The 23,520-nt window shown below is 61.7% G+C and carries 20 protein-coding genes; 17 read left to right on the top strand and 3 right to left on the bottom strand.

Annotation, left to right across the window (positions count from 1 at the left end):
- Window positions 1–105: 105 nt before the first annotated feature.
- Both msrB and CTATCC11996_RS15470 read right to left on the bottom strand, forming a co-directional pair.
- Complete coding sequence (gene msrB, locus CTATCC11996_RS15475; protein WP_003077854.1) at window positions 106–522, bottom strand: peptide-methionine (R)-S-oxide reductase MsrB; 417 nt, start codon at window positions 520–522, stop codon at window positions 106–108.
- Window positions 519–2,030 carry a protein adenylyltransferase SelO gene (locus CTATCC11996_RS15470; protein WP_003077852.1) on the bottom strand — a complete coding sequence of 504 codons (1,512 nt, stop codon included), beginning with the start codon at window positions 2,028–2,030 and terminating at the stop codon, window positions 519–521. Before CTATCC11996_RS15470 ends, msrB begins: the two co-directional genes overlap by 4 nt.
- A gap of 228 nt (window positions 2,031–2,258) precedes the next feature.
- Here CTATCC11996_RS15470 and CTATCC11996_RS15465 point away from each other — a divergent pair, with 228 nt between their 5' ends.
- The 12 genes from CTATCC11996_RS15465 to CTATCC11996_RS15415 all read left to right on the top strand — a co-directional run bounded on the left by CTATCC11996_RS15465 (window position 2,259) and on the right by CTATCC11996_RS15415 (window position 17,639).
- The gene (locus CTATCC11996_RS15465) at window positions 2,259–3,902 is read left to right on the top strand and encodes a 3-(methylthio)propionyl-CoA ligase (RefSeq protein ID WP_003077848.1); all 1,644 of its coding nucleotides are present in this window, start codon (window positions 2,259–2,261) and stop codon (window positions 3,900–3,902) included.
- 90 nt (window positions 3,903–3,992) lie between these two features.
- Window positions 3,993–4,241, top strand: a complete 249-nt coding sequence (locus CTATCC11996_RS26330) for a hypothetical protein (RefSeq protein ID WP_238532419.1) — start codon at window positions 3,993–3,995, stop codon at window positions 4,239–4,241.
- Window positions 4,238–5,260, top strand: a complete 1,023-nt coding sequence (locus CTATCC11996_RS15460) for a DUF4123 domain-containing protein (protein ID WP_003077845.1) — start codon at window positions 4,238–4,240, stop codon at window positions 5,258–5,260. Before CTATCC11996_RS26330 ends, CTATCC11996_RS15460 begins: the two co-directional genes overlap by 4 nt.
- A gap of 187 nt (window positions 5,261–5,447) precedes the next feature.
- Entirely contained in the window at window positions 5,448–6,683 is a 1,236-nt protein-coding gene (locus tag CTATCC11996_RS15455; protein WP_003053735.1) for a branched-chain amino acid ABC transporter substrate-binding protein, read from the top strand.
- 230 nt (window positions 6,684–6,913) lie between these two features.
- Entirely contained in the window at window positions 6,914–8,149 is a 1,236-nt protein-coding gene (locus tag CTATCC11996_RS15450; RefSeq protein WP_034349325.1) for a branched-chain amino acid ABC transporter substrate-binding protein, read from the top strand.
- 113 nt (window positions 8,150–8,262) lie between these two features.
- Window positions 8,263–9,216, top strand: a complete 954-nt coding sequence (locus CTATCC11996_RS15445) for a branched-chain amino acid ABC transporter permease (protein WP_003069495.1) — start codon at window positions 8,263–8,265, stop codon at window positions 9,214–9,216.
- Window positions 9,217–9,219: 3 nt separating this feature from the next.
- On the top strand, window positions 9,220–10,560 hold the full coding sequence (locus CTATCC11996_RS15440) for a branched-chain amino acid ABC transporter permease (protein ID WP_034349323.1): 1,341 nt from the start codon (window positions 9,220–9,222) through the stop codon (window positions 10,558–10,560).
- 3 nt (window positions 10,561–10,563) lie between these two features.
- On the top strand, window positions 10,564–11,382 hold the full coding sequence (locus CTATCC11996_RS15435; protein ID WP_003077838.1) for an ABC transporter ATP-binding protein: 819 nt from the start codon (window positions 10,564–10,566) through the stop codon (window positions 11,380–11,382).
- A 1-nt stretch (window position 11,383) separates the two neighbouring features.
- Complete coding sequence (locus CTATCC11996_RS15430) at window positions 11,384–12,079, top strand: ABC transporter ATP-binding protein (protein WP_003069489.1); 696 nt, start codon at window positions 11,384–11,386, stop codon at window positions 12,077–12,079.
- Between the two features lie 241 nt (window positions 12,080–12,320).
- On the top strand, window positions 12,321–14,420 hold the full coding sequence (locus tag CTATCC11996_RS15425; RefSeq protein ID WP_003077835.1) for a 3-hydroxyacyl-CoA dehydrogenase NAD-binding domain-containing protein: 2,100 nt from the start codon (window positions 12,321–12,323) through the stop codon (window positions 14,418–14,420).
- A 45-nt stretch (window positions 14,421–14,465) separates the two neighbouring features.
- Window positions 14,466–15,641 carry an acetyl-CoA C-acyltransferase gene (locus tag CTATCC11996_RS15420; protein WP_003069486.1) on the top strand — a complete coding sequence of 392 codons (1,176 nt, stop codon included), beginning with the start codon at window positions 14,466–14,468 and terminating at the stop codon, window positions 15,639–15,641.
- A 138-nt stretch (window positions 15,642–15,779) separates the two neighbouring features.
- Window positions 15,780–17,639, top strand: a complete 1,860-nt coding sequence (locus CTATCC11996_RS15415; protein ID WP_003077833.1) for an acyl-CoA dehydrogenase — start codon at window positions 15,780–15,782, stop codon at window positions 17,637–17,639.
- Window positions 17,640–17,699: 60 nt separating this feature from the next.
- On the opposite strand, the gene CTATCC11996_RS15410 is transcribed toward CTATCC11996_RS15415, so the two are convergent.
- Window positions 17,700–18,731, bottom strand: a complete 1,032-nt coding sequence (locus CTATCC11996_RS15410) for a patatin-like phospholipase family protein (protein ID WP_003077831.1) — start codon at window positions 18,729–18,731, stop codon at window positions 17,700–17,702.
- Between the two features lie 275 nt (window positions 18,732–19,006).
- On the opposite strand from CTATCC11996_RS15410, the gene CTATCC11996_RS15405 reads away from it, so the two are divergent.
- From CTATCC11996_RS15405 to CTATCC11996_RS15385, 5 genes are all read left to right on the top strand, one after another.
- Window positions 19,007–20,272: an MFS transporter gene (locus CTATCC11996_RS15405; RefSeq protein ID WP_003077828.1), complete on the top strand. Its 1,266-nt coding sequence runs from the start codon at window positions 19,007–19,009 to the stop codon at window positions 20,270–20,272.
- A gap of 176 nt (window positions 20,273–20,448) precedes the next feature.
- Window positions 20,449–20,958 carry a BON domain-containing protein gene (locus tag CTATCC11996_RS15400; protein ID WP_003077826.1) on the top strand — a complete coding sequence of 170 codons (510 nt, stop codon included), beginning with the start codon at window positions 20,449–20,451 and terminating at the stop codon, window positions 20,956–20,958.
- Between the two features lie 84 nt (window positions 20,959–21,042).
- The gene (locus CTATCC11996_RS15395; RefSeq protein WP_003077824.1) at window positions 21,043–22,266 is read left to right on the top strand and encodes a PLP-dependent transferase; all 1,224 of its coding nucleotides are present in this window, start codon (window positions 21,043–21,045) and stop codon (window positions 22,264–22,266) included.
- 223 nt (window positions 22,267–22,489) lie between these two features.
- Entirely contained in the window at window positions 22,490–23,287 is a 798-nt protein-coding gene (locus tag CTATCC11996_RS15390) for a DUF2189 domain-containing protein (RefSeq protein ID WP_003077822.1), read from the top strand.
- The gene (locus CTATCC11996_RS15385) at window positions 23,284–23,511 is read left to right on the top strand and encodes a hypothetical protein (RefSeq protein ID WP_003077820.1); all 228 of its coding nucleotides are present in this window, start codon (window positions 23,284–23,286) and stop codon (window positions 23,509–23,511) included. The genes CTATCC11996_RS15390 and CTATCC11996_RS15385 overlap by 4 nt, the downstream gene beginning before the upstream one ends.
- Window positions 23,512–23,520: the final 9 nt, after the last annotated feature.

The following is a 23,520-nucleotide window of genomic DNA, read 5'->3' as shown; positions in this document are numbered from 1 at the left end:
GCCTTGTACGCCGGACGGATTCAGCTATCAAAGCTGATGCTAAAGGTCAGGGCGGCGGGCCAAGTCGGAAGCCGCAGGCCCTTGCTGCACCAGCCTTGCCAGCTCTTATTTTTGCGGTTCCTTGTGGAAATCCAGCGAGGCCGAGTTCATGCAGTAGCGCAGGCCGGTATCGGTGGGGCCATCGGGAAAGACATGGCCCAGATGGGCTCCGCAGTTGCTGCACACCGTCTCGGTGCGCACCATGCCGTGGCTGCGGTCCACGATATTGGTGATGGCGCCGGGCACGGCCTGGTCGAAGCTGGGCCAGCCGCAGCCGGCGTCAAACTTGGTATGCGAGTCGAACAGTTTGTTGCCGCAGCAGACGCAGTGGTAGCTGCCGTCAGCCCAGAACTGCTCGTATTTGCCGCTGAAAGGCCGCTCGGTGGCTGCGTGGCGCGTGACCTGGAAGGCCGCGGCTTCAGCTCCCTTGTCCTGCAACAGGGCTTGCCATTCTTGGTCGGATTTCTGGATGGGAAAGCTCATGATGAACAGCTGATTTCAATCGAGGAAGCCCAGTCGGGCGGGAAGCCGGCCCAGTCAGCGTGGTCCGGGTGCGGGTCGTAAGGCGTCTGCAGCACGGCCAGCATCTGCTGTACCGGGGCGAAGTCACCGGCCTGGGCGGCGCGAATCACCGTCTCGCCCAGATGGTTGCGCAGCACAAAGCGCGGATTGGATTTTTGCATCAAATCGACGGTCTGTGCTTTGTCCATTTGTGCTAGCTGCTCTGAATAAGTGAGCGACCAGGCATCGAAGCTGGCCCGGTCAAGAATGATGTCACGCAGCGGCTCAAAGTCGATTTTCCTTTGCTGCCCCTGTGCAACGGCAGCGGTCAGGCGGGTAAAGAAGATGGTGTAGTCCACCTTGCTGTCGGCCAGGATCTGCAGCAGAGGGTTGACCAGCAGGGCAAAGCGGCCTTCAGTGGCGGGCGTGCCGGCTTCGTTCTCGGGCAGGCCCAGCTTGGCCAGCATCTGGCGTGCATAGGCTGCAGGAAAGACGGTCTTGTACGACTCCAGCGCGGCGATCGTCAGCTCTTCGTCGCCGATCAGCGGCAGCAGGGCCTGACCCAGGCAATAGAGGTTCCAGTAGGCGACCTGGGGCTGGCGGTTGAAGGCATAGCGGCCCTGGCTGTCACTGTGGTTGCAGATATGGCCGGGGTCGAAGACGTCGAGAAACTGGAAGGGGCCGTAGTCTATGGTCAACCCCAGAATGCTCATATTGTCGGTATTCATCACACCATGGCAAAAGCCCACGCCTTGCCACTGGGCCAGCAATCTGGCCGTGCGCTCGCTCACCGCCTGCAGAAAGTTGGCATAGGGATTGCCGTTCAGTGCAGCGGCCGTGCGACATTCCGGGTAATGCTGGTCTATGACCATGTCGGCCAGGGCTTTAAGTTCGGCCTGCATGTCGCGTGCGGCGAAATGCTCGAAATGGCCGAAGCGGATGAAGCTCTCGGCCACACGGGTCACGACGGCGGCAGTTTCCATGGTCTCGCGCGCCACGGGCAGGGGCGAGCCCGTCAGCGCCAGCGCGCGCGTGGTGGGAATGCCCAGGGCTGTCATGGCTTCGCTGCAGAGAAATTCGCGAATCGACGAGCGCAGCACGGCCCGGCCGTCGCCCATGCGTGAATAGGGGGTGCGGCCTGCGCCCTTGAGCTGGACTTCAAAGCCCTGCTCCGTCTCGCCCAGCAGGATGGCACGGCCGTCGCCGAGTTGGCCGGCCCAGACGCCGAACTGGTGACCGCTATAGACCGTGGCCAGCGGCTTGCTGCCGCTGTTGCCATGGTCGGAGACGGCATTGCCGCTGAGGATTTGCAGCGCTTCGGCGCTGTGCAGCCATTGGGGGTTCAGGCCCATCCAGCGGGCCGTGCTGACGCTGGCAGCAATCCAGTGCGGCTCCGATACGGGCGTGGGGTGGAGATAGGTGAAAAAAGCCGGGCCCAGGGCTTCGAAGCGGCCGGGCTTGCGCCATTGCGGGGCAGGGGATTCGCTCATGCAGGCATTGTGCTTGAGCGGCGTCAGGGACAGGGCTTGCAGGGTTGTTGAGTTGGTTTCGGTTGAAGAGCGGCCTAGGTTTTTCCCTGAGTGCGCGCACATCGTTCAGAGGGAGGATGCAGACAAAGGTCGCCAAGGTTACGCATTGGTGACAGTCCTCAGATGACGGCCTGGAAGCCCGCGCTAGGATGCTTCCCGATCTTCACAACGATATCCAGGAGACTGCCAATGTTGGGTCTGATGCAAAGCCAGCCGCTGTTGATTTCTTCCCTGATCGAGTTTGCCGCACGCAACCATGCCGATGGAGAGATAGTCTCCCGCCGTGTCGAGGGGGATATCCACCGCTACACCTACAAGGATCTGGCGGCGCGCTCGCGTCAGCTTGCCAACAAGCTCGATGCCATGGGCCTGGCCCAGGGCGACAGAGTGGCCAGCCTGGCCTGGAATGGCTATCGCCACATGGAGATGTATTTTGGCGTCAGCGGCTCGGGCAGGGTGCTGCACACCGTCAACCCGCGCCTGCACCCCGAGCAGGTCGCCTGGATTGTCAACCACGCCGAAGACAAGGTGCTGTGCTTTGACCTGACCTTTTTACCCATCATTCAGGCCGTGCATGCCAAATGCCCGCAGGTGCAGCAATGGGTGGTGCTGTGCGATGCAGACCGGCTGCCGGCAGACAGCGGCATTCCAGGCCTGGTCAGCTACGAGAGCTGGATTGCGGGTCAGTCCGATCAATACCGCTGGCCGCAGTTTGACGAGAACACTGCATCCAGCATGTGCTACACCAGCGGCACTACGGGTAACCCCAAGGCCGTGCTCTACAGCCACCGCTCCAGCACGCTGCACGCCTATGCCGCAGCGCTGCCCGATGTGATGTGCCTGTCGGCCCGTGATTCGGTGCTGCCCGTGGTCCCCATGTTCCACGTCAATGCCTGGGGCTTGCCCTATTCGGCGGCGCTCACGGGCTGCAAGATGGTCTTCCCGGGCCCGGCGCTCGACGGCAAGTCGGTCTACGAACTCATCGAGTCGGAAGGCGTGACCTTTGCAGCTGGCGTGCCCACCGTCTGGCAGATGCTGCTCGGCTATATGAAGCCGGGTGGCCTGCGTTTTTCCAAGCTCAATCGCACGGTGATCGGCGGCTCCGCCTGCCCGCCGGCCATGATCACGGCCTTCCAGGACGACTACGGTGTGGAGGTGCTGCACGCCTGGGGCATGACGGAGATGAGTCCGCTGGGCACGCTGTGCACGCTCAAGAACAAGCATCTGGAACTGCCCAGGGAAGAGCAGATGAAGATCCGGCAGAAGCAGGGGCGCGCGATCTATGGTGTGGAGATGAAGATCGTCAACGACGCCGGCGACGAGCAGCCCTGGGATGGCAAGAGCTATGGCGACCTGCTGGTGCGCGGCCCCTGGATCATCGACAGCTACTACAAAGGCAGCGGCAACCCCCTGGTACGTGGTGCTGACGGCCACGGTTGGTTCCCGACGGGGGATGTGGCGACGATAGACCCCGACGGCTATATGCAGATCACCGACCGCAGCAAGGATGTGATCAAGTCCGGCGGCGAATGGATCAGCTCCATCGATATTGAAAACATCGCCATGGCCAACCCGGCCGTGGCCATGGCTGCCTGCATAGGCATGCCGCATCCCAAGTGGGACGAGCGCCCCATCGTGGCCGTGGTCAAGAAGCCAGGCGCGGAAATCACGCGTGAGGAGCTGTTGAAGTTCTACGAGGGCAAGACGGCCAAGTGGCAGATTCCTGATGATGTGGTGTTTGTGGAGGCTATTCCGATCGGCGCCACGGGCAAGATGCTCAAGACCCGTCTGCGCGAGGAACTCAAGGACTACAAGCTGCCCTCGGCAGCCTGATCGCCCCCCGGCCCGGCTGGAGCCAAGCCATCATCGTGAGATGATGGCTTTTTTTGCCTGTGCCTTTTCTGGCGCCATTGGTTGACATCCATGCCTTCAGCTCCTGGTTTTTGCGATTGCTCGCCACCCTCGCTATCGGATGGCGGTCCCGCCCACGACTTGCCGCGACGCCAGCTTCTCGCAGCCGCCTTGCTAGGCGGGCTGGGAGCATGGAGTCTTCCTGCAGCAGCCTGTGGGCCAGAGGCTGTCGCCCAGGCTGCACCGCGCAATGTGTGTCTGGAGTGCCTGGCACGTCGGGCGCAGCAGCGCTCGGCCTTTGTGAACAAGGAGTTGCCATGAGCGCCGGGCCGCTCTGGCCGCAAGCAAGACCTGCACGCAAGAGCTGGCCTCTGCGCTGGTCGCAGCTCAATTCGACCAGCAAGCCAGCGGGCAAGCCCTTGCAGCTGTATCTGTTGCTGGATGCGGCACAGAACCGTGACTTGTTGGCGCAGGTGCCGCAAAGCGGTGCCGAGGCCTTGTTTGCCTTCACGCGCGCGAGCAAGGAGGGCAAGCTCAGCCCCTGGCTGGTGCACCTTGGCAGCAGTGCTCAGGCCTTGAAAATGCCGCAGCAGGATCTTCTCGATGCCGTGCTCGATGTGGTGCAGGCCAGTCCCTGCGCCAGCCTGCTGGCAAGCGAGTGCGAGATGCCGGCGCTGCTGGCTCATCTGCGCCTGGCCATGGATCCAAGACTGCCTGACGGCGACGGCAGCTATCTTGCCTTCTGGGATCCGGCCGTGCTGGCGGCCTTGCTGGGGCAGAGCGATCCGGACACGCAATCCGGCATCGATCCCGTGCTGCAGCCCGCGCAGTGCCGGGCCTTGCTGGGGCCGGTCGCACGCTGGTGGTGCTGGAGTCGATCAGGCCGGTTGCATGAATATGCAGTGGCTGATTTTGCCGGGCCTGCGGCGCCCCTGCCGCTGCAGCTCGGCACCGCTCAGGTCGATGCGCTGGTAAAGGGCAATGTGCCCGATCTGCTGATCTACTACCTCAATCTGAATCAGACCCATCTGCGCGACAGATTGCCACCACTGGCCATGCACTGGTTTGTGCGTCAGCAACTGGTGTTTGCACACCGCCAGGGGCTATCGGGCACACGTGACCTGCTCAACTATCTGTGCCTGGCGCTGATTGCGGGTGCACGCTTTGATCAGTTGCCCGGAGTGGTCGAGCTGCTGGCAAGGGTCAAGGCCGGCAGGCTGAGCTTTGACCAGCTGATGCGCGAGATAGGTCCGCTTCTGGATGGCAGGGAGTTGCCCGAGCCTCAGGTGCTGAGCAGCTCCAGCGGCTTGCCGCTGACGGAAAGCCTGTTACCGCTCTAGACTGTCGAAGTCAGAAGTGCCTCTGGCCCTTTATGTGTGGGAGACACCAGCTATGGTTTTTGAAGTTGTGGCCTGAGGTAAACCCTGCAGTCACCAATGTGATATGCGCTAGGGCAACCCCCAAGCCGCAGGCGCTGGCTTGCCCTTTAGTCTGGGCGTCGCTCATAAACACCAACGGAGACGCTCTATGAAGTTTGCAATCAAGGCTTTGACAGCATCGGTGATCCTGGCGTGCGCGGGGAGTGCGATGGCCCAGAAGGGTGAGACCGTCAAGGTCGCCTGGATTGACCCGCTCTCGGGCCTGATGGCAGCGCTGGGATCCAACCAGCTCAAAAGCCTGCAGTATGTGGCAGAGGAACTCAACAAGGGCAATGCTTCGGGGGTGAAGTTCGAGATCATCGGCATCGACAACAAGCTCAGCCCGCAGGAGACCACGGCCGCGTTGCGCTCGGCCATGGACCAGGGCGTGCGCTATGTGTTCCAGGGCAATGGCTCGGGCCCGGCGCTGGCCATCATGGATGCACTGGAAAAGCACAATGCGCGCAACAAGGGCAAGGAGGTCGTGTTCCTCAACTATGCGGCCGTGGACCCTGACCTGACCAACAGCAAGTGCAGCTACTGGCATTTCCGCCTCGATGCCGATACTTCCATGAAGATGGAGGCCTTGACCACATATATGAAGGACGTGCCTGAGATCAAGAAGGTCTATCTGATCAACCAGAACTACTCGCATGGCCAGCAGGTGTCCAAGTACGCCAAGGAGATGCTCAAGCGCAAGCGCCCCGATGTGGAAGTCGTGGGTGATGATTTCTCGCCGCTGGCCCAGGTGCGCGACTTCGCGCCCTATGTGGCCAAGATCAAGCAGTCGGGCGCAGACACGGTGATCACGGGCAACTGGGGCTCGGATCTGGCGCTGCTCATCAAGGCCGCCAATGATGCAGGCCTGAACAACGTCAAGTTCTACACCTATTACGCCATTGCCACGGGTGCTCCCACGGCCATGGGTGCGGCGGCGGCAGGCAAGGTCTATATGGTGGGCTACGGCCACCTCAACATGCCCGGCGCTATGGACAAGATCGTCAAGGGCTTCAAGGCCAAGGTCAACGAGGATATGTACACCGGCACCGTGTACACGGGCCTGAACATGCTCGACCAGGCTTTTGCAAAAGCCAAGACCACCGACCCGGTCAAGGTCGCCGCGACCATGGAGGGCATGAAGTTCCAGAACTACAACGGCGAGGTCGAGATGCGCAAGAGCGATCACCAGCTGCAGCAGGGCCTGTACATCGCGCGATGGGAGAAGGCCGGCGGCAAATACCCCATGGACTCCGAGAACACGGGCTATACCTTTGCACCCGTGAAGTACTTCGAGCCCTATGTGGCAAGCACTCCCACCAGCTGCCAGATGAAGCGTCCCTCCTGAGGCGATGCGAGAGAAGCGGATTTCGGGGCGCCCTGGTGGCGTCCTTTTTTATTCCCGGGTTTCATTCGTCTGCAAGTGCGAGCAGCTGTCGCGCAAGTGTCGCCAACTGCCGCGAATCGGCCCGGCAAGTCGCATGCGTGATAGTTCCTAAGGCTTTCCCCAGCGGGAAAAAGTCTACCGGCCGGTAGATTGGCGTCAGTCGCTAGCAAAAATGGTGAAAGGAGACAAGTATGAAATGGGTTATGCGAGCAGTGGCCGTCTCGGCCATGGCAGTGAGTGCAGGTGGAGCCTGGGCTCAGAAGGGCGAAACCGTCAAGGTCGCCTGGATTGATCCCTTGTCGGGTCTGATGGCTGCCGTTGGAACGAATCAGCTCAAGACCTTTCAACTGCTGGCGGAAGAGTTCAACAAGAAAAATGCCTCGGGCGTGAAGTTCGAGATCGTGGCGCTGGACAACAAGCTCAGCCCGCAGGAGACCACGGCCGCGCTGCGCTCGGCCATGGATCAGGGCGTGCGCTATGTGACGCAGGGCAATGGCTCGGGCCCGGCGCTGGCGATCATGGATGCGCTGGAAAAGCACAATGCGCGCAACAAGGGCAAGGAGCTGCTCTATCTCAACTACGCGGCCGTGGATCCCGACCTGACCAACAGCAAGTGCAGCTACTGGCATTTCCGCCTTGATGCCGATACCTCCATGAAGATGGAGGCGCTGACCACCTTCATGAAGGACGATGCCGAGGTCAAGAAGGTCTATCTGATCAACCAGAACTACGGGCATGGTCAGCAGGTGTCCAAGTTCGCCAAGGACCTGCTCAAGAGAAAGCGTCCCGATGTGCAGATCGTGGGCGATGACTTTTCTCCGCTGGCCCAGGTGCGCGACTTCGCGCCCTATGTGGCCAAGATCAAGCAGTCGGGAGCCGATACCGTGATCACCGGCAACTGGGGCGCGGATCTGTCGCTGCTGCTCAAGGCTGCCAACGACGCGGGCCTGAACAACGTCAAGTTCTATACCTATTACGCGTTTGGCGCCGGCGCTCCCACAGCCATGGGCGCGGCCTCCGACGGCAAGGTCTATACCGTGACCTACGGGCACTACAACATGGGCGCGCCGATTCAGGCCAGCATGGACAGCTTCAAGAAGAAGTTCAATGATGACCTGACGCAAAGCTCGATCTACCATGTGTTCGCCTTGCTGGATGCGGCCTTTGTCAAGACGGGATCCACCGACCCGGTCAAGGTTGCGGCGGTGCTTGAGGGCATGAAGCTCAAAAGCTTCAACGGCGATGTCGAGATGCGCAAGAGTGACCACCAGCTGCAGCAGGGCCTGTACATCTCGAAGTGGCAGAAGGCCGGCGGCAAGTTCCCCTATGACGCGGAAAACACCGGCTACACCTTCGCCCCCGTGAAGTACTACGAGCCCTATGTGGCCAGCACGCCCACCAGCTGCCAGATGAAGCGTCCGTCCTGAGTCAGGCTCGCATATTCTCACTCTCCCTCGTGCTGCAGCATCCGCACCCACAAGAGCGCATAACAGGTGCAGTGCTGCAGCGGTCTTTTTGCTAATGAGAACAAGGCAAGTCGATGACGCCTGAATTTTTCACCATATCGATGCTCAACGGAGTGAGCTACGGGCTGTTGCTTTTCATGCTCAGCTCAGGCCTGACGCTGATCTTCAGCATGATGGGCGTGCTGAATTTCGCCCACACCAGCTTCTACATGCTGGGCGCGTATTTCGCGTACACGCTCAGCGGCATCATCGGGTTCTGGCCCGCGCTCTTTTTCAGCCCGGTGCTGGTGGGCGTGCTGGGAGCGCTGTTCGAGCGCTACAGCCTGCGCCGTGTGCACAAATACGGCCATGTGCCTGAGCTGCTGGTGACTTTTGGCCTGTCCTATCTGATTCTGGAAGTGGTGCAGCTCGTCTGGGGGCGCGGCACAGTGCCTTATGCGCTGCCATCGGCGCTGCAGGGGCCGCTGTTTACCTTGTATGGCACACAATTCCCCAAGTCGCGTTCCTTTGTGATGCTGGTGGCGCTGCTGATGCTGGTGGCCGTCTGGCTGCTGCTGACGCGCACGCGCATCGGCCTGGTGATTCAGGCCGCGCTCAAGAACCCGGAAATGGTGGAGGCGCTGGGCCACAACGTGCCGCGCGTGTTCATGCTGGTGTTTGGCGGCGGCTGCGCGCTGGCCGGTCTGGCCGGCGTGATTGGCGGCAACACCTATGTGACCGAGCCCGCCATGGCGGCCTCCGTGGGCTCCATCATTTTCGTGGTGGTGGTGGTGGGCGGCATGGGCTCGCTGGCGGGGGCTTTCGTGGCTTCGCTGCTGATCGGCGTGGTGCAGACCTTTGCCGTGGCGCTGGACTGGTCGCTGGCCGGCCTGTTCGCCTCCATGGGGCATCAGGTCAATGAATCCACCTTCGGCTGGCCCGTGCTGCGGCTGACGCTGTCGCAGGTTGCGCCCATCCTGCCTTACCTGTTCCTGGTGCTGATTCTGATCTTCCGCCCCAAGGGCTTGCTGGGTACCAGAGGGGATTGAGCCATGTCTTCGATTGCAAAAACATCCATGAATTCTTCTGCTGCCGACAAAGCTCGGGCTCAGGCGCATTACCGCTTCAAGCCCTTGAACATAGGGCGAATTCTGATCTGGGGCCTGTTTGCGCTGGCGCTGATCGTGGCACCGCTGATCTTCACCAGCTCGCTGGCGCTGACCATGCTCAGCCAGATCGGCTATCTGATCATCATCTGCCTGTCCTACAACATCCTGCTGGGGCAGGGCGGCATGCTGAGCTTCGGGCATGCGGTCTACACCGGCCTCGGATCGTTCCTGGCCATTCATGCCATGAACAAGGCCGCTGCTGGCGAGATGGCCATTCCGCTGGTGCTGATTCCCATCGTAGGCGGCCTGGCGGGCATGTTCTTCGCGGCGCTCTTCGGCTATGTGACGACCAAGAAATCGGGTACCACCTTTGCCATGATCACCATGGGACTGGGAGAGCTGGTGGCGTCCATGGCGCTGATGTTTCCCGAGTTCTTCGGAGGCGAGGGCGGCATCACCACGGACCGGGTCTACAGCAAGTTCTTCGGGCTGGATTTCGGCTCGGGCCTGCAGGTGTACTACCTGATTGCCGTGTATTGCTTTGTCTGCACTGCTGCCATGTTTGCCTTCACCGGCACGCCGCTGGGGCGCATGCTGAACGCCGTGCGCGACAACCCGGAGCGCGTGGAATTCGTGGGCTACAACACCCAGCGCGTGCGCTACTTCGCCTTCATCATCGCGGGCTTTTTTGCGGGCATCGGTGGCGGCTTGACGGCCATCAACTTCGAGATCATCACGGCCATGGACAGCGTCAGCGTGGTGCGCTCGGGCGGCTATCTGCTGTTCACCTTCCTCGGCGGCGCCACTTTCTTCTTCGGCCCCATCATCGGTGCCGTGCTGCTGGTGCTGGCATCGGTGCTGCTGTCCGAGCTGACCAAGGCCTGGCTGCTGTACCTGGGCCTGGTGTTCCTGCTCATGGTCATGTATGCCCCCGGTGGGGTGGCCAGCCTGATCATGATGAATCTGCGCGTAGCCAAGTTCGGCCATTTCAAGCGCCTGCTCATGCCCTATCTGGGCATTCTGGCGGCCGGCATCGTGACCGTGGTCGGTGCCGCGTCGCTGATCGAGATGATCTATCACATGCAGCTCAATGCGGCTCTGGGCCCCAAGGTGCCATTCATGGGAGCTGAGCTGGACACCGGTGCTGCTGCCACCTGGACCGTGGCGATTGTGGTGCTCGTGGTGGGCCTGGGCCTGCTGGAGGGCGTGCGCCGACTGACGGCCCGTCGCTGGGGTCGCATACAGGAAGCGATTGAAGAAAGCATCAAGAAAGGGGAGGGCTGAACCATGTCCAGCATCGCCATCCATCAACCGGCTGCGCAAGCGGTGCAGCAGTCAGGCCATGCACTGGAGCTGCGCGATCTGCGCAAGAGCTTCGGCAAGACCGAGATCATTCGCGGCGCCAACCTGGCGGTCAATGCCGGCGAACGTATCGCCATCATCGGCCCCAACGGTGCCGGCAAGAGCACGCTGTTCAATCTGATCAGCGGTCGCTTCGAGCCCAGCAGCGGCGAGGTGTTGCTGCACGGCCAGCGCATCAACGGCAAAAAGCCGTTCGAGATCAACCGCATGGGGCTGTCGCGCAGCTTCCAGATCACGAACATCTTTCCCAAGCTTTCGGTGTTTGAAAACCTGCGCTGCAGCGTGCTCTGGAGCCTGGGCTATCGCTATAGCTTCTGGCGCTTTCTCTCCAATCTGCATGACGCCAACGAACGCGCCAACGAGCTGATGGAGATGATCGGACTGCACCGCAAGCGCGACACGCTGGCGGTGAACCTGACCTATGCCGAGCAGCGAGCGCTGGAGATCGGCATCACCATCGGCGGCGGTGCCAGCGTCATCTTGCTGGACGAGCCCACGGCCGGCATGAGCAACAGCGAAACCGCGCATTTCATCCAGCTGATCAAGAAGGTTACCGAAGGCAAGACGCTGCTGACCGTGGAGCACGACATGGGCGTGGTCTTCGGGCTGGCGGACAAGATTGCCGTGGTGGTCTACGGCGAGGTCATTGCCTATGACACGCCCGAAGCCGTGCGTGCCAACGCCAGAGTGCAAGAAGCATATCTGGGATCTTCCGTCGCAGACCAACAGGCAGGAGCGCATTGAGATGCTGAAGATCAACGATTTGCATGCCTACTACGGCAAAAGCCATGTGCTGCATGGCGTGGACTTCGAGGTCCATGCCGGCGAGATCGTGGCCTTGCTGGGGCGTAACGGCTCGGGCCGCTCCACCACAGCCAAGGCCATCATGGGACTGGTGCACTGGGAGGGGGCGCTGGACTGGAAAGGCAAGAACCTGCATGGCAAGAAAGCCTATGAGGTGGCCCATCTGGGTATTGGCTATGTGCCGGAGAGCCGCGATGTGTTCCCCAATCTGACCGTACATCAGAACCTGATGCTGGGGCAGAAAGGCAAGGGCAAAGGCAGTCGCTGGGGTTTTGACGATATGTATGCCATGTTTCCCCGCCTCAAGGAGCGTCAGCACACCGAGGCCGGCGTGATGTCGGGCGGCGAGCAGCAGATGCTCACACTCTGTCGCACGCTGATGGGCGACCCGGATCTCATCATCATCGACGAACCCACGGAAGGGCTGGCACCCAAGATCGTGGAGCTGGTGGGCGAATACCTCAAGAAGATCAAGGATCGCGGCGTGTCCGTGCTGCTGATCGAGCAAAAGCTCACCATCGCCATGAATATCTCGGATCGGGCCCTGGTCATGGGCCATGGACATATCGTGTTTGACGGCACTCCTGAGACCCTCAGAGCGAACGAAAAGGTTCGCAAGGAGTGGCTGGAGGTGTGAGCTGACACACCCCTTGAGCGGCTTTGCCGCTTCCCCCTCTCTCGCTTTGCGGGAGGGGGACGACATCCTTGCTGCGGGGCGGTGGGGCCGCCCAGGCCCTTGCTTGATGTCTTTGACATGAGGTGTGCTCATTGTGTGAGCTGTCTCGCTCAGGACAAGCATCAGTTGCGCAACGCAGCAAAATTCGGAAAATAAAAACGCACGACCGTTCTTTTCTATTTATTGAACAGGGGACAACAGCATGACTGCTGAATACAAAGTGGACGGAGCCATCGCCGTCATTACCTTGAACAACCCGCCGGTCAACGGCCTGGGTCTGGCCACCAGACGAGGTGTGGTCGAAGGTTTGCGCCAGGCTCTGGCGGATGATGCCGTCAAGGCCATCGTCATTACCGGCGCTGGCAAGGCCTTCTCGGGCGGAGCCGATATCACCGAGTTCGGCAAGGAAGATGCCTACCGCGAGCCGCATCTGATCTCGGTCATCCAGCAGTTGGACCTGTCGACCAAGCCCGTGATTGCTGCGATTCACAGCGTCTGCATGGGGGGCGGGCTGGAGCTGGCGCTGGGCTGTCATTACCGCATTGCCGCCCCTGGCACGGCCGTGGCACTGCCAGAGGTCAAGCTGGGCCTGCTGCCAGGCGCCGGCGGCACCCAGCGCCTGCCGCGTGTACTGGGTGTGGAAGCCGCTCTCAACATGATCGTCAGCGGCGAGACTGTGATGAGCGAAATGCTTGCCATGCTGCCCGGCCAGAAGCTGTTCAACAAGATGTCTGCATCGGCCGAGACGCTGCTGGCCGAGGCCAAGGCCTTGGCGCTGGAGGTTGCCGATGTCCGCCCGCTGCCGCGTGTGCGCGACCTGTCCTGCAAGCATCCCCAGGGCGAGGCCTATTTCGAGTTTGCCGCCACCATGGTGCAGGGCATGTCCAAGAACTTCCCTGCGCCCCTGCGCTGCCTGGAAGCCGTCAAAAACGCCACGACCAAGAAGTTCGATGACGGCATGGTGGCCGAGCGCGAAGCCTTCATGCAGCTGATGATGACGCCCGAGTCGCGTTCGCTGCGCCATCTGTTCATGGCCGAGCGTGCCGCCTCCAAGATCCCAGACGTGCCCGGTGATACACCGGTGCGCGAGATCCGCACCGTGGGCGTGATCGGCGCCGGCACCATGGGCGGCGGCATTTCCATGAATTTCCTGAATGCGGGCATTCCCGTCACGATTCTGGAGACCAAGCAGGAAGCCCTGGATCGCGGCGTGGCGACCATCCGCAAGAACTACGAGGCTCAGGTCAAGAAGGGCAAGCTCTCCGAGCAGAAGTACGAGCAGCGCATGGGCCTGCTGTCCACCACGCTCAACTATGGCGACCTGAAGAATGCCGACCTCATCATCGAGGCCGTGTTCGAGGAGCTGGGCGTGAAGGAGCAGGTCTTCAAGCAGCTCGATGAAGTGGCAAAGCCCGGCGCGATTCTGGCATCCAACACTTCGACCCTGGATGTGGACAAGATCGCCGCCTTCACCAAGCGTCCACAGGACGTGGTGGGCATGCATTTCTTCAGTCCCGCCAATGTGATGAAGCTGCTGGAAGTGGTGCGCGGCAAGGCCACGGCCAAGGATGTGCTGGCCACGGTGATGAAGGTGGGCAAGAAGATCAAGAAGACGGCCGTGGTCTCCGGCGTCTGCGACGGCTTCATTGGCAACCGCATGATCGAGCAGTACTCGCGCCAGGCCGGCTTCCTGCTGGACGAAGGTGCATCGCCACAGCAGGTGGACAAGGCCATCGAGAAGTTCGGCTTTGCCATGGGCCCGTTCCGCATGGGCGATCTGGCGGGCAACGACATCGGTTGGGCGATTCGCAAGCGCCGTTATGTCGAAAAACCCGATATGAAGTACAGCGCCAGTGCGGACCGTCTGTGCGAGCTGGGCCGCTTTGGCCAGAAGACCGGTGCGGGCTGGTATGACTATGTGCCTGGCAAGCGCGATGCCATCCCTTCGGAGGTGGTGGCGAAGATGATCGACGAGCACCGCAAGAGCCTGGGTATCACGCCGCGCAAGATCTCCGACGAGGAAATCGTGCAGCGCCTGGTCTATGCGCTGGTCAACGAAGGCGCGCACATTCTGGAGGACGGCATTGCCAGCAAGTCCGGCGACATCGACATGGTGTATCTGACCGGCTACGGCTTTCCGCTGTGGCGCGGCGGCCCCATGCACTATGCGGGCGAGGTTGGCCTGTTCAACGTGGTTCAGGCCATGGGGCGTTTTGCCCAGAACCCCAACGACGATGCCAAGTTCTGGCAGCCCGCACCGCTGCTGGCCAAGCTGGCCGCCGAAGGCAAGCAGTTCAGCTAGGCGCGGACGATTTGCCACGAAACACCCAGAATCAAAGGACAGAACATGACATCCGCAGTGATTGTTTCTACCGCGCGCACTCCGCTGGCCAAGAGCTGGAAGGGCGCTTTCAACATGACTTACGGTCCCACCCTGGGGGCCCACGCCGTCAAGGCCGCAGTGGAGCGCGCCGGCATTGAGGGTGCCGAGGTCGAGGACGTGATCATGGGCATGTCCCTGCCCGAAGGCACGACCGGCGGCAACGTCGCCCGTCTGATTGCCATGCGTGCAGGTCTGCCGGTCACCACATCAGGTCTGACCATCAACCGCTTCTGCTCCTCGGGCCTGCAGGCGATTGCGCTGGCTGCCCAGCGCATCATCGCGGGCGAGAACGATGTGCTGGTGGCGGGCGGTCTGGAGAGCATCTCCTGCGTGCAGCCCCATCTGAACCCTCACATGGCCTTCGATCCCGAGCTGACGGCCATGAAGCCCGAGATCTACTGGAGCATGCTGCAGACTGCCGAACAGGTGGCCAAGCGCTACAACATCAGTCGCGACGCACAGGATGAGTACGGCGCCTCCAGCCAGCAGAAAGCGGCTGCGGCACAGGCGGCCGGCCTGTTCGAAGCGGAAATTGCTCCCATGAAGACCGTCATGGGCGTGGCCGACAAGGTGCGCGGCCTGATCACCAAGGAGGTGACCGTCAGCAAGGATGAGGGCATTCGCGAAGGCACGACCAAGGAAGGCATCAGCGGTCTGCGCAGCGCGCTGCCCGGCGGGGTGATCACGGCCGGCAATGCGAGCCAGTTCTCCGACGGCGCCGGCGCCTGCGCCGTGGTCAGCGAGGAATACGCTTCGCGCAAGGGCCTCAAGCCCCTGGGCCGTTTCCTGGGCTTTGCTGTGGCTGGCTGCGAGCCTGACGAGATGGGCATCGGCCCCATCTACGCCATTCCCAAGGTGCTCAAGAAGCTGGGTCTGTCGATCAACGATATCGACCTGTGGGAGCTCAACGAAGCCTTTGCCGTGCAGGTCATCTACTGCCGCGACAAGCTGGGCATTCCGGCCGACAGGCTCAACGTCAACGGCGGCGCGATTGCCGTGGGCCACCCCTATGGTGTCTCGGGTCAGCGCCTGACGGGGCATGCACTGATCGAAGGCAAGCGCCGCGGCGCCAAGCGTGTCTGCGTGACCATGTGCATCGGCGGCGGCATGGGCGCGGCGGGCGTGTTTGAAGTGCTGTAAGTGGGGCTTTGGCCAAGCCGCCTTCTGGCCACCTTGGGGTAGGGGCTGGAGGCGGCTTTTTTCTCCTCTGGATATATGAAATTGATAGCTCTTATCGCTTTATCCATAAGCGATGAAGCATGTTTTGATGGGTAATCTATGCGCCTGCGTTCCACCATTGACTTTCTGCTCTACGACTGGCTGCAGGCCGAAGGCCTGACCAGCCGCTCACGCTTTGCCGATCATTCGCGTGATACCTTTGATGCGGTGATGGATACCTGCGAGCGCATCGCGCGCGAGAAATACGCGCCCTTCAACCGCACGGTGGACTTGCAGGAGCCGCAGTTCGACGGCGAAAAAGTCATCCTGCCCCAATGCACCTACGAAGCCCGCGAGGCCTATGCCGAATCGGGCATGCTCAGCGCGGCCCAGGACTACGAGATGGGCGGCATGCAGCTGCCCTACACGGTGGAGGCGGCGGCCAACTGTTTTTTTGCAGCGGCCTCGATCAGCATTGGCTCGAACATGCTGACCTCGGGCAATGCCAACGCCATCATGGCCCATGGCACCGAGCGGCAGAAAAAAGTCTTTGCCGCCAATGAGTTCAACGGCCGCTGGGCCGGCACCATGGCCTTGTCCGAGCCGCAGGCGGGCTCCTCGCTGTCGGATATCGCCACGCGCGCCGAGCCCGATGGCGTCGAGTACGAGAGCGATGCTCTGGGGCCGCGCTATCGCCTCAAGGGCAACAAGATGTGGATCAGCTCGGGCGACCACGAAATGACCGAGAACATCGTGCATCTGGTGCTGGCCAAGATTCCCGGCGCCGATGGCAAGACCATTGCCGGCGTGAAGGGCATTTCGCTGTTCATCGTGCCCAAGAAGCTGGTCGATGCCGAAGGGCGGCTGACCGGCGAGCGCAACGATGTGGCCCTGGCAGGCCTCAACCACAAGCTGGGCTGGCGCGGAACGACCAATACCTTGCTCAATTTTGGCGAAGGCAAATACCCGGTGCGCGGCCAGCATGGCGGCGGTCTGGACGGCCGCGGCGCGGGTGCGATCGGCTACCTGGTCGGCAAGCCCGGCGAGGGCCTGAAGTGCATGTTCCACATGATGAACGAGGCGCGCATCTCCATCGGCATGGCGGCCTCCATGCTGGGCATGGCCGGCTATCACGCAAGTCTCGAATATGCGCAAAGCCGCCCACAGGGCAGGCCCATAGGCGAGGGCGGCAAGGATGCGAGCCGGCCGCAGTCGCGCATCATCGAGCATGCCGACGTCAAGCGCATGCTGCTGGCGCAGAAGGCCTATTGCGAAGGCGCGCTGGCCCTGAACCTGCTGTGCGCGAGACTGGTGGACGAGCAGTACACCGGCCAGAGCCAGGAGGCGGCAGAAGCCAGGCTGCTGCTGGAGGTGCTGACGCCGGTGGCCAAGAGCTGGCCCAGCGAGTTCTGCCTGGAAGCCAATTCGCTGGCCATCCAGATCCATGGTGGCTACGGCTATACGCGCGACTTCGCGGTCGAGCAGTACTGGCGAGACAACCGCCTGAACATGATTCACGAGGGCACGCATGGCATCCAGGCCATGGATCTGCTGGGCCGCAAGGTGGTCATGGACGGCGGCAAGGGGCTGCAGCTGCTGGCGGCACGCATCAACGTCACCATCCAGCGAGCCATGCAGCATGAGAAGCTGGGCACCTATGCCAACCAGCTGGCGCGTGCGCTGGCCGATGTTGGATCAACCACCAAGGCGGCCTGGGCCACGGGCAATCCGCAGGATGCACTGGCCAATGCCGTGCCCTATATGCAGGCCTTCGGTCACCTGGTGCTGGCCTGGATCTGGCTGGATGTCGCGCTGGCCGTACTGGCCATGGACAAGGATCTTGCCATTGCAGCTCATCGCGGCAGCATGGCGGCGCAGCGCTACTTCTTCCATTACGAGTTGCCGCGCATCGGCGCCTGGCTGCAGGTGGTCAAGGCGCGCGACATGACCTGCGCAGCGATGGAGGAAGAGGCGTTCTGAGCCTCACAGCGTTGCAAAAAGGCCCGCGTCAGCGGGCCTTTTTCATGGGGCAGGTTCAGCTCAGGGCTTTTCGCAGTTGCCGCTCATGCCCACCATGCCGGACAGCTTTTGAAGGCTGGAGCGCTGCTTCAGGCAGTCCTGATAGCTGGCTTCGGCGGCCTTTTGCTGCGCTACCTGAGTGGCCTTGGCGCGTTCGGCGCGCAGCTGGGCGATGCGTTCGCGAATCTGCGGCATCAGTGCAGTGGCGGCCTTCTCGCCTTCCACAATCGCATGGCTGCGCTGCGCGAAGTCGGCCGGGCCGATGTCCAGCACCTTGGGACGAATGATGATGTCGGCTCGCGCCAGCTCGGCCTGACCCAGCTTCTGGCCCATGATGGCAATCGACTGATTGAGCGCGCCCAGCATATTGGCCGGGGTCTTGCCGCTGGCCTTGTTGGAGATGTCCACGGCAATCACGATGTCGGCCCCCAGATTGCGCACGGCATCGACCGGCACGGGGCTGACAATGCCGCCGTCCACATAGTGGTACTTGCCGATGGTGACGGGCTGGAACACGCCCGGCACGCTGCTGGAGGCGCGCACGGCCTGGCCCACATTGCCACGTGCAAACACCGTGCGTTCACCGTCTTCCAGGCGCGTGGAGATGGCGACAAAGGGCTTGGTCATCTGCTCCAGCGGCTTGCGGTGGACTTGTTCATTCACATAGTCCTCAAGCTTCTGCCCCAGTACCAGACCGCCAGCGGACAGCTGCAGGTCGCGGATCTTGGCTTCGTCCAGCGCCACGGCTTTTTCCTGCAGCTCGAAGGCGTTCATGCCGCTTGCATAGAGCGCACCCACCACGCTGCCGGCGCTGGTGCCGGCCACGAACGAGGGCGTGAGGCCATTGGCCTCGAGCATCTTGATGACGCCGATATGGGCAAAGCCCTTGGCCGCACCGCCGCCCAGCGCCAGGCCGATCTTGATCGGGGGGGCTGATGTGGTTGCGGTGGGCGGCTCGGGTGTCGCTGCGGGGCTGGGGGGATTGCTGCCGCAGGCGGCAAGGCCAAGCAGACTCAAACAGACCAAGGGGCGCAAAAAAACGTTCAGGCGCATGCCGGGAAATCCTGCTGTCATTAGGGCGCAAAGTATAGCGACGGGTGTTTGATGCGTTGACGTACTGGTTTTGATCGTCAAAAAGCATAGCCTCCTGTGCTTGGCAGCAAATAGTTAGGGGCATGTATCCTTTGTTTGGCCTATGCGTGCCGATGCGGCTGTGCAGACAATGTTCTCATCACACGCAGGTGGCTGGCCCGCTCTGACGGCGCGACAGGACGAACGCCTGAGCGCTCTGACCCTGTCGCAGGCCCGGCCCGATCAAGAGGCAGCAAATGTCGCAAAGCAATACATGGCAGGCCGGCGCCACAACGGCACAGGCCTCGGTCTGGTGGGTGGGTTTCGGCCTGGTAGTGGGAGTGCTGGGGGCGGCGCTGATCAGTCCGCTTTATGCGCTCTATCAGCAGGCCTGGCAGTTGCGGCCCAGCGATATCTCGCTGATCTATGTGCTTTATATGTGCGGCGGGCTGTGCGCCCTGCTGTTTCTGGGGCGCCTGCCCGACCGCATCGGCTTTCAGCGCGTGATGCTGTGTTTCCTGTGTCTGACGCTGGCGGGCACCCTGATCTCCATGCTGGCCTGGAATCTGCCAAGCCTGATCGTCGGGCGCTTCATGGTGGGGGTGTCGTCAAGCCTCATCACCATCAGCGCCACCACGGGGCTGACACTGCTGGCTGCCAGCGGAAGTACCGGTCTGCAGCCTCGGCGCGTGGCCATGGTGGCCAGCTTTCTCAATGTGCTGGGCTTTGGTCTGGGGCCCTTGATCGGTGGCATGGCGGGGCAGTGGCTGCCTCAGCCCTTGACGACGGCCTATCTGGTGCCGCTGGTGCTGGGCTGCATCGGTGTGGCGGGCGTTGTCATGCTCAAGCTGCCGGAGTCGGTGCAGCGGGATGCGGGCCAACTGGGACAGGCCCCCGAACGTCTGCACTGGCGGGACTGTCTGCCGCGGCTGACCTGGCCTGTGCGCGAGGATTCCCTGGCTTTTGCACTGACCTGCGGCTATCCGTTCGTGGCGTTCGGCGTATTCGGGCTGTATGCCTCCATGGCGCCGCTGTTTCTGCAGCAGATGATTCCCTGGAGCGGCCCTATGGTCAGTGGTACGGCCATTGCGGTGATTTTGCTCGTCTCTGCGGGCATTCAGCTGGTGGCTGCCAGCCTGCCGCTGCACCGCTGCGGTTTTGCCGGCATGGCGCTGCTGGTGCTGAGCAACGGCATGCTGTTGCTGAATCTGCAACTGCAATCAACGCTGCTGTTCATCTTGGGCGTTTGCTTGACGGCACTGGGACATGGCTTGTGCATGCTGGCCGGCATGACCATGGTGGGCCGTCTTGCCAGGCCCGATAACCGGGCGGGCATGTTGTCTACCTATCAGACCATCGGTTTGCTGGGCTCCATGCTGTCCATGATGGCAGTGGGCTGGATTGCCGACCACTGGAGCGTGAAGCTGGCCGTGAGCCTGTTTGCCTGCTTTGTCATGCTGTTGGCTACCCTGCTGGGCTTGGCATTTGCGCGCCATCCGCGCATGCAAGGGGTTGCGGATTAGTGCATGGCTTGCATAGAGTTTCTGTAAATCACAGAAGAAAACATTTATTAATCAAATGTCACAAATTCGGACAAATTTGTCCTACAGGGATGCGGGAAAAGTTCGTATCCGGGCCAAAATGGTGGCTGGTTACAGTTGACCGTCATGTTTTTGCAAGCATTAAGGGAGAAATCGATATGACCACTATGTTCAAGCGTTCCGCTCAAGTTCTGGCCATTACCGCCTTGGCCTTTGGCTTGGCTGCCTGCGGCAAGTCCGACGACAACAAGACCGCTGGCCAGAAGCTCGATTCCGCCATTTCCCAGACCGAGAAGGCTGCGGAAAATGCAGGCAGCAAGATTGAAGAAGGTACGGCCAAGGCCGGCGATGCAGCTGCCGATGCATTGGCAAAGGCTGGTGAGGCTACTGGTGCCGCCATGGAAAAGGCTGGCAACAAGATGGAGGAAGGCGCTGCCAAGGCGGGTGCTGCCCTCGATGACGCTGGCATCACCGCTGCCGTCAAGACCGATTTGATCAAGGCCCCGGAAATCAGCGCTCTGCAGATCAATGTGGACACCAAGGGCGGCGCAGTGACCTTGACCGGCACCGTGCCCAGCGAAGCTGTCAAGACCCAGGCCGGCGATATCGCCAAGGCAGCCAAGGGCGTGACCTCGGTCAACAACAATCTGACCGTGAAGGCAGGCTGAGACCTTTCAGCCTGCATCTCGCATGAAGCCAGAGCGCGCAAGCCCTCTGGCTTTTTTGTGGCTGCATGGCACTAAGATCAGGGCATGACCCAAGCCGACCACAAGCTTTCCACCCATCTGATCCACCATCCCTACAAGCCACCCACGGACTTCGAAGGCCCGCAGCCGGCCGTGCACAAGGCCTCGACCGTGTACTTCGAGAACGTGCAGGCGATGCGCGAACGCCGCTGGCTGGACAAGAGCAGCTACACCTACGGCCTGCATGGCACGCCCACGACCTACGCCCTGGAAGAGCGTCTGGCCTCGCTGGAGGGCGGTCTGCAATGTCTGCTGGTGCCCAGCGGCCTGGCCGCGATTGCTACGGTGTCGCTGGCGCTGCTCAGGACGGGTGACGAGGTGCTGGTGCCCGATAACGCATACGGTCCCAACAAGACGCTGACCGAGGGCGAGCTGGCCCATTTCGGCATTCGCCATCAGTACTACGACCCCATGAGCGTCGAGGATCTGGCGGCCAAGATCACGCCGGCCACCAAGCTGGTATGGCTGGAGGCTCCGGGCTCGGTAACCATGGAGTTCCCGAATCTCGTCGAGCAGGTGCGCCTGTGCCGGGCCAGGGGGGTGACCATGGTGCTGGACAACACCTGGGGCGCGGGCCTGGCTTTTCGCCCCTTCGACCTGCTGGGCGACGGCAGCCTGGGCGTCGATGTCACGGCCCATGCCCTGACCAAGTACCCCAGCGGCGGCGGCGATGTGCTGATGGGCAGCATCATCACGCGCAACCAGCCCCTGCATATGCGCATCAAGCTCGCGCACATGCGCCTGGGTCTGGGCGTGAGCGGCAACGACGCAGAGGCCGTGCTGCGCAGCCTGCCCAGCATCGGCCTGCGCTATCACGCACAGGATCGCTCGGCACGCCAGCTGGCGCAGTGGCTGGCCACCCAGAGTGCTGTGGCGCAGGTCTTGCACCCCGCCATGCCTGACGCCCCTGGCCATGCTTGCTGGAAGCAGCTGTGCGCACAAGGCCAGGGCCAGGATGGCGTGGCTGCCGGTCTGTTCAGTGTGGTCATCGACGAGCGCTTCGATCAGGCGGCCGTGGATCGCTTCTGCGACAACCTGCGCCTGTTCAAGCTGGGCTACAGCTGGGGCGGGCCTGTGAGCCTGGTCGTGCCCTACGAGCTGCCCGAGATGCGCAGCCGTGCCACACCGCATATCAAGGCGGGGACCGTGGTGCGCTTTGCCATCGGCCTCGAAGATACGGCCGATTTGCAGGCTGATCTGGCCCAGGCGCTGCTCAAGGCCTTTGGTTGATGCTATTTAATTAGGAGCTTTAAGCGCCTGTGAATAAACGATTTCATTATCATTATTGTCTGAAATCAATATTTGATAGGCGCTATAAGCTCTTGTTTTTATAGTGAAAATGCGAGGGCTGACATGCGGGCTTTCCGCAATGCAGATTCAGGGTTGAGCGGGTAACTTGTTCCTGTCAGTTGCCGCCACCGAGGCGCGGCATGGGCGACAAGGAGGGTCTCGCATGCAAGCTTCCCCTGTTTCCGAGGTCAAGGCCGAGTCCGGTAATCTGCAGATTCTGCAACTGCGCTGGAGAGAGCCCTGGCAATGGCTGCTGCTCGGCCTTGGCGATGTGCGGCGCGCACCCATGATTGCGCTGTTCTACGGCCTGTGTTTCTGGGGCATGGCGCGTCTGATGGCCTGGGTGTTTCGCTCAAGCCCCGAATATCTGATGTCCATGGCCAGCGGCTGTCTGCTGGTCGGCCCCTTCCTGGCCATGGGCCTGTACTACGTCAGCAAGCAGCTGGAGCAGGGCAAGCCCGTGCTGCTGTCGCAGTCCTTGACCTGCTGGGACAAGCATCTGGCCAGCATGGGCATGCTGGTCATGGTGCTGATGGTGCTGGAGATGCTCTGGGGGCGCGCTGCCATGGTGGTGTTCGCCATCTCGTTCGACACAGGCATGCCCAGTACGGCAACCCTGCTGCAGACTCTGCTGCGGCCCGAGAACTGGGCGTTCCTGCTGGGCTACACCGCAGTTGGCGGGATATTTGCCGCCTTGGTGTTTGCCAGCATGGTGGTTTCACTGCCCGCCATTCTCGATCTGGATACCGATGCCTTGACGGCCTGCATCACCAGCATGCGCGTGGTGGGGGCCAACACGGGTGTGATGCTGCTGTGGGGGCTGATCATCACCGTGTTGATCTCGGTCTCGCTGCTCTTTTACAGTGCAGGTCTGATCGTCATCGGGCCGCTGCTGGGTTGCGCCAGCTGGCATGCCTATAAAGCCAGCGTCCGCGCCGAAAGCAAGGAGGAGCCTGCTTGAGGCGCAATGAGGGGGATGTCATGGAGTTCTGGAACTGGTTGAAAAAAGTCTTTACGCCCCAGCCAGGCGCCTCGGGCCACAGCACCGATTCGCAGCTGACCTGGACTTCGGCGAGCAGCCGCGAAGACGGCCGCGACGTCTTCAACGACAGCTATTTTTGCGGCTCGGGCAGCAACGAGAGTGCTTGCAGCTCGGACGGCGGGGACTCTGGCGGTGATGGCTGAGGTGGCGGC

Source organism: Comamonas testosteroni ATCC 11996 (assembly GCF_000241525.1).
Lineage (GTDB): Bacteria > Pseudomonadota > Gammaproteobacteria > Burkholderiales > Burkholderiaceae_C > Comamonas > Comamonas testosteroni.
Note: the sequence above shows the minus strand (reverse complement) of the source record. Positions and strands in the feature narration are given on the sequence as shown.